The organism is Kordia sp. (genome assembly GCF_050633145.1).
Taxonomy (GTDB): domain Bacteria; phylum Bacteroidota; class Bacteroidia; order Flavobacteriales; family Flavobacteriaceae; genus Kordia.
This window is the reverse complement of the sequence record NZ_JBOEFY010000109.1, coordinates 1-6458: the sequence shown is the minus strand read 5'-3', so window position 1 is coordinate 6458 and position 6458 is coordinate 1. Positions and strand designations below refer to the sequence as shown.

At 31.1% G+C, this 6458-nt stretch carries 5 protein-coding genes; all 5 read left to right on the top strand.

Features of this window, described 5'->3' with window-relative positions:
- Window positions 1-1336: T9SS type A sorting domain-containing protein (locus tag ACRBBL_RS27425; RefSeq protein WP_431372304.1), on the top strand; the 1336-nt coding region annotated here is incomplete at its 5' end.
- Window positions 1336-3156: a LytR/AlgR family response regulator transcription factor gene (locus ACRBBL_RS27420; protein ID WP_431372303.1), complete on the top strand. Its 1821-nt coding sequence runs from the start codon at window positions 1336-1338 to the stop codon at window positions 3154-3156. The genes ACRBBL_RS27425 and ACRBBL_RS27420, both read left to right, overlap by 1 nt.
- Window positions 3157-3327: 171 nt before the next feature.
- Window positions 3328-3711, top strand: coding sequence for a hypothetical protein (locus ACRBBL_RS27415; protein ID WP_431372302.1), 384 nt, complete (start codon window positions 3328-3330; stop codon window positions 3709-3711).
- A gap of 65 nt (window positions 3712-3776) precedes the next feature.
- The gene (locus ACRBBL_RS27410) at window positions 3777-4565 is read left to right on the top strand and encodes a tRNA pseudouridine(38-40) synthase TruA (RefSeq protein ID WP_431372301.1); all 789 of its coding nucleotides are present in this window, start codon (window positions 3777-3779) and stop codon (window positions 4563-4565) included.
- A gap of 163 nt (window positions 4566-4728) precedes the next feature.
- Window positions 4729-6387: a pentapeptide repeat-containing protein gene (locus tag ACRBBL_RS27405; RefSeq protein ID WP_431372300.1), complete on the top strand. Its 1659-nt coding sequence runs from the start codon at window positions 4729-4731 to the stop codon at window positions 6385-6387.
- Window positions 6388-6458: the final 71 nt, after the last annotated feature.

The window sequence follows — 6458 nt, the reverse complement described above, 5'->3', positions numbered from 1 at the left end:
TGCGATTGGAGCTATCGCAAATGATGGGAATGGATCTTTATCAGGTCATGTACGCGTCTTTGAAAAGGTTGGTGCCGCATGGACACAAATTGGAAATGATATAGATGGAGAGTTTGCCGATGATCGCTTCGGATTCTCTGTAGCTATAAACGATGCAGGTACTATCATTGCAGCTGGAGCAAACAGAAATGATGGGAACGGAGCACAGGCTGGACATGTGCGAGTCTTTGAAAATATTGGTGGAACTTGGACACAGATTGGAAGCGATATTGATGGAGAAGCAGCTGATGATCGCTTTGGTGCTTCTGTAAGTCTAAACGCTTCCGGGAATATTTTGGCTGTAGGTGCCGATTTGAACGATGGTGCTGCTAGTACAGCTGGACATGTTCGAGTCTTTGAAAATATTGGCGGAACGTGGACACAAATTGGGAATGATATTGATGGAGAAGCGGCTGATAATTTTTCAGGTACTTCTGTTAGCCTAAATGATGCTGGAGATATTGTTGCTATTGGCGCTTTTGGAAATAACAGTTTTGCAGGACATGTACGTGTGTATCAAAATAGTGGTGGAACTTGGACACAAGTTGGAACTGATATTGATGGAGAAAATGGTGGAGATCGATCGGGGAATTCGGTAAGCATAAATGATACAGGAAACATAGTAGCTATTGGCGCTTTTTTAAACGATGGTCAAAGAGGTCATGTACGAGTCTACGAAAATAGTGGCGGCACTTGGACTCAAGTTGGAACTGATATTGACGGAGAAAATAGTGGAGATCGTGCAGGTAGTTCCGTAAGCATAAACAATGACGGTACTATCGTAGCTATAGGAGCTGTTGCCAATGATGGTGGCGGTTTAGGATTAAGTTCTGGTCATGTTCGTGTGTTTGAAAATGTGGGTGGAACTTGGACGCAAGCACATAGTGATATTGATGCAGAAGCATCAGGTGATACATTTGGTCGCTCGGTAAGTATTAGCAATAATGGAGGTATATTTGCTTCAGGAGCCAATCAAAATAGTGGCAATGGATCTAATGCTGGTCATGTGCGAGTCTTTCAAAATCCAAATATATTAAGTACTCAAGAAGTAACTTTTGAATCACAAATACTGTTAAGCCCAAATCCAGCTTCAGGAAATACAACACTAAAATTTAAAACTGCTGTAGAAGACATTAAAGTTTCAATTTATGATTTAAACGGAAACCTTGTAAAAACATTAGATGATTATCAGACAGATTTAATACGTCTTGATGTTGCTAATTTAGCACAAGGACTATATTTTATTCAAGTACGTTCAGAAAGCAAAAAAACAGCATTGAAATTAATCATAAAATAATGAATAATAATACAATAGAGCTAATATTAGGAATAAGTATTGGCTCTATTTTCTGCAAAGTATCTATCTTAGCTAGACTAACATATAACTACGTGAATCGACAAGCGAACTATTCTTATTATTTTTTCCTTGCATTCTTTTTGATAGGAATTCCCAACCTATATGGGCAAAAGTTTGAAGAGAACGATTCTTTAAGAAATGCACAATATATAAAACTCTATGAACAAGCAGTAACTGAAAATAATGAGACACTTCGGTTGCAATATTTAGATTCTATAAAAAAATATGCAGAACAGTCGAGTAGTCCTTTCTTAAAACTAAATGCTTTAATCTGTGAAATAGATCAGGCTGCGTATCAAAATGATTCTACACTTATTTTTAAACTGTATAATCGTGCTACGCTATTAATCAATAAAAATAACATTCCATATAGAGATCCTTTATCTTTAAAATTGGAACTACAGCATAGTAAAAACAAACTCCGTTTTACAAACCTTCCGGCAGATAGTGTTTTAAAAGATTTCCATCGTGTATATGAAGAGGCGTATGCTGCAAAAAATTATACAATTGCTACGGAAGCCATTGGTAGAATAGCATTGCTTTATAGAAACAAAAAGGAGTTGGGCAAAGCAATTACACATAATCAAATAGAGGTAGAGATAGCCCTAAAAACTGGTGATAGTATTGAAATTGCTGCTTCAAGAATTACGGAACTTGATTTATCATATCAATTATTACCACGCCCAATTACTTCTGACTTGATAGCGCCACTTATTAAAAAAGGACTGGCTTTGGATACGTATTTACAGGAAAAAGGGTTATTACATTGGCATCCTTTTTCGCAACTCTATTTGGCAAAATTCTACATTCATGATCGTAGTTATGATAAAAGCAATGCTATTTTACTAAACATTTCTGATACTGAAGATATTCGAATTGTTTTTTCGAAATATGAACATCTATCTGAAATTGCAAAAGCAACGAATAATTTAGAAGATTACAGGAAGTACATATCAAAATTCAAGTTTTACGCGTATAAAACGCAACGTCCTTTTGTGGCTTTAAATGCGAATAACTACTTGTTAGATTATGCTATAAAAACGAATCAAAAAGACTCCGCAAAGCATTATGCAAAACGATTGGAGTTCAATTTAAAACAAGTAGATACTGCTCAATACTTAGATTATATCTACACAGCCTACAATACATTAAGCACTTATTATACAGATTTTAACTTAGATGAAGAACGAAAGTATAAGGAATATACAAATGCAACAAGCAAACAGATTATTAACAATCAAAAAAAGGCATTAACTGAAATATTGCACTTTAAAGATGAACGGAATCAGTTGCAAGTTGAAAACCAAAAACTTTTTGACTCTTTATCATTTTCCCAAAAAAACTTTTTCATTGTCCTAATAATCATTCTGCTTTTATCAGTTTCTGTATTTATCGTTCTAAATAGAAATAAAAAATACAAAGAATTGGTCACCATTATAGAGGAGGAAAAGAATATGATTGCAGAAAAAGTCGCTCGAAAAAATATCGTATTAAATAATAAAACAACACTGTACTTGGACGAGATCAAATACATAAAATCCGATCGAAATTATGTTGAATTTCATGTAAATGGTAAAAATATTATTGATAGAAACAAACTATCTACAGTGATGAAAGAGCTTCCTCCAAATTTTATAAAAGTACATCGATCTTATATCATCAATAAAAACTTTATCAAGTCGCAAACCAGCACTGTAATTACGTTAGATCCTAATATTGAAATTCCGTTGTCGAGATCGTATAAAGGAAAAATAAATTAGCACTTAAACATGGTTTCTAATGTTCGATTTATTCTTTTCATTAGTAAAGAAACGCACAATTTATGACACACTTTCAAAGAACAATAGCTATTGAAATAGACTCATAAACTAGTAATAAATTCCTTTTTACTAAATTTTAAACTATTATTGCAGTGTCTATAGCAGAAAATCATGTTCGATCAACTTTTTTACAAAACAATCCTAAGCTACAAAGCGCAAGACAAAAAGCGCAAACATCGAAAGCTGATGTCTTTAGCAACAACGTATATGACAGTACTTCAACTAAGTATACTCATTGTTTTATGTATTGTTTTAATGAAAGCAACGAGTAGTAACTTTTTACGCTACTACAATATCTATTTACAAATCTTTTATATTGCCTTGGCGGGAATCGTTTTATACCTTTTCAATGCGCTGTATTACAATGGAAAACGCATGCTGCAAATAAAAAACAAAGCCATTAAGGAAAATACTAAAGGAACTGACGTTTGGAAACTTTGGAGTATTCCTGTAGTCATCTTTGTTCTAGGTTTTATTTTATTGAAAGCAGCTTAAATTATAAAAGTTTAAGAGTTTATACTTTTAAAACAAACAGTAAATAAACAAATTACCCAAAACACTTGAAAAGAAAACGCTATTACTACCTTATAACACTACAATACTTAGGATTTCGCTATCATGGTTGGCAAAAACAACCTGATGTGAATACAGTACAGCGTATGACAGAACGTACACTAGCGTATGTGTTTGGACATAAAAATTTCAAATTATTAGCTTCTGGCCGTACAGATGCTAAAGTGTCTGCTAACGAAATTGCTATAGAATTGTTTTTGGATAATGAAACGCTTGATATTCCTGAGTTTTTACCGCTTTTCAATCAAAACTTACCACAAGACATTCGTGCTTTAGCGATTACTGAAACGAATTCAACGTTCAACATCATTCAGCATCCGAAAGTAAAAGAATACATCTATCTCTTTGCTTTTGGGGAAAAATACCATCCGTTTGCAGCACCTTATATGACCAATGTTTTAGGTGATTTAGACGTGGAATTAATGAAAAAAGGAGCAAAGCTCTTTGAAGGAAATCACTATCTAAAAACCTATTGCTACAAACCGACAGAACACACGGTTTTAGAAGGCGAAATTGAATTGTGTGAAATTATTGAAAACGATTTATACACAGCAAATTTCTTTCCAGAACAAAGTTATGTCTTGCGCGTACAAGGCGCAGGATTCAAACGCCATCAAATTCGTATGATGATGGGAACTTTAATTCTGCTCGGAAAACATGAACTCGATTTAGACTTTATTCAACGTTCCTTATTACCAAACTCTACATTAGAAGTCAACTACATTGCTCCAGCTTCTGGATTAATGCTCAATAAAATGACGTTTAAAAATTTGTAATATTAAAGAAACGTTTTTTAGTTTTATTACTCATCTTTAGATATTAAAAAAAATAATGAGAATGGAATTGCAATAATCATTAGATCATAGTTTATAGTAATTCGATTATAAACCATAACAACTTGAAGATTTTACCTACTTTTAAAGAATCTTACATGGAATTATGAATTTAGGTAAAGAAATAGAAAAAGAAACTTATGAATGGGTTGAAAAGCTAGTATCTTCTAGTGATTTAGATATAAGTGATGAAGACTTCAAAAAATTAGAAGATGATTATTTCAGACTAAAAAAGAATGATTGGTTTTCTGAAATAGAAATTGAAGATGACGGGCCGTATAAAAATTGGGATAAAGAAAAATGTAATATTTTTTGGAAATTGATTAGGAAATATTGCATGCCAAGAGGAAAGAATTTTGGTGCTTTTATTTTTAAAAGATATGTATTTCCTTCTTTTGATGGAGTAACTTTTTTCTCTTTTGAAGAAAAAAAAGAATTTAATTATAAGGTAGATTTTTCGTATTCACATTTTTTAGGAGGTATTTCGATTCATAATAAACTATTCAAGTCAGATGTTCTCATAAATAATTGCGAATTCTATTCAATATCATATTTTAGAAACACTAAATTTATAGGGGAATTAACTCTTAAAGAATGTAATTTTAATGGTGGTTTAGAGTTTGAAGAGAATGTTTTCTCAAATAATAAGACGGTTCTTTTTAGAAACGTACAATTTGAAAATTTTGTAAGTTTCAATAAATCAGAATTTTTAAATGAAATGGCATTTAAGGGTTGTGTTTTTCAAAATGGTTTTCAATTATTGAATTCTATTATATCAAAAAAAATGTTTTTTATTGATGTTGAGTTTAAAGGAAGAAATTTATTTATAAATTTAAGAGAAAGTCCTCTGTTAATATTTCATAATTGCTACAAAAGAATCAATGAAAATCTAGTTACGGATATTATTTATTCAGAAGTTAAAAAGTTAAAACAAAGATATCGCAATGAAAATTATAAAAACATCTCAACTGCAACTGCTGAAGCGTTTGTAGATTTTTGCAGTAAATTTAACTATACTGAAGAGCAAAAATATCCTCATTTTTTTAAAAAACCATACAAAGATAGAGTCGAAATTCTAAAAAAAGTTTTTCTAAAAGAACATAGAATAAGAAATATTGATATTCACTTTCAAGGGATAAGTTTAAATAATTCAATTTTTCGCAGAATGAACATGAGTAATGCGACATTCTATGATACTTTTTTATATAATACTATTTTTGAAAACTGTACATGGGGACTTTCAAAAAGCGGAAGTAGGATAAAACTTTTTGAAGAGAATAGAATTATTGAAGTAAACAGAAGATTTTCTCAACTTGAAGAACAATATCGACAATTGAAAAAAAACTTTGAAAATTCAAAAGATTGGGAATTGTCTAGCAAAGCTTATTACAGTGAAATGGAAATGCGTTTTTTACGCCATAAAAAAGAATACAGATTATTTTCAGTTAAGTCGAATATAACATATTTTTTGTTTTCTATTTATAAATTTTTTAGTGGATATCTTCAAAGTTATGAAAGACCATTTTTCTTTTTATTATTATCAACACTTATTATCTTTCCATTTTTTTATGCTTGGACAAATACTTTATCAGAAATACTTTTAAATCTTTCAAAAGTTAAGCCGTTTCAAATGAGTATTGATGCAACAATACCGTTTTATAGTTTTGAATATAATAGTAATTGGTTTTTATACCGAGCACAATCTTTAATATCTATAATTCTAATTAGTTTTTTCATTTTAGCATTGCGAAAAAAATTTAAGTGATAGATGTTAATAAATCATTTGTTTTTTTCAATATCATTATTGAAATTTTCAATCTAACAATCTAACAATCT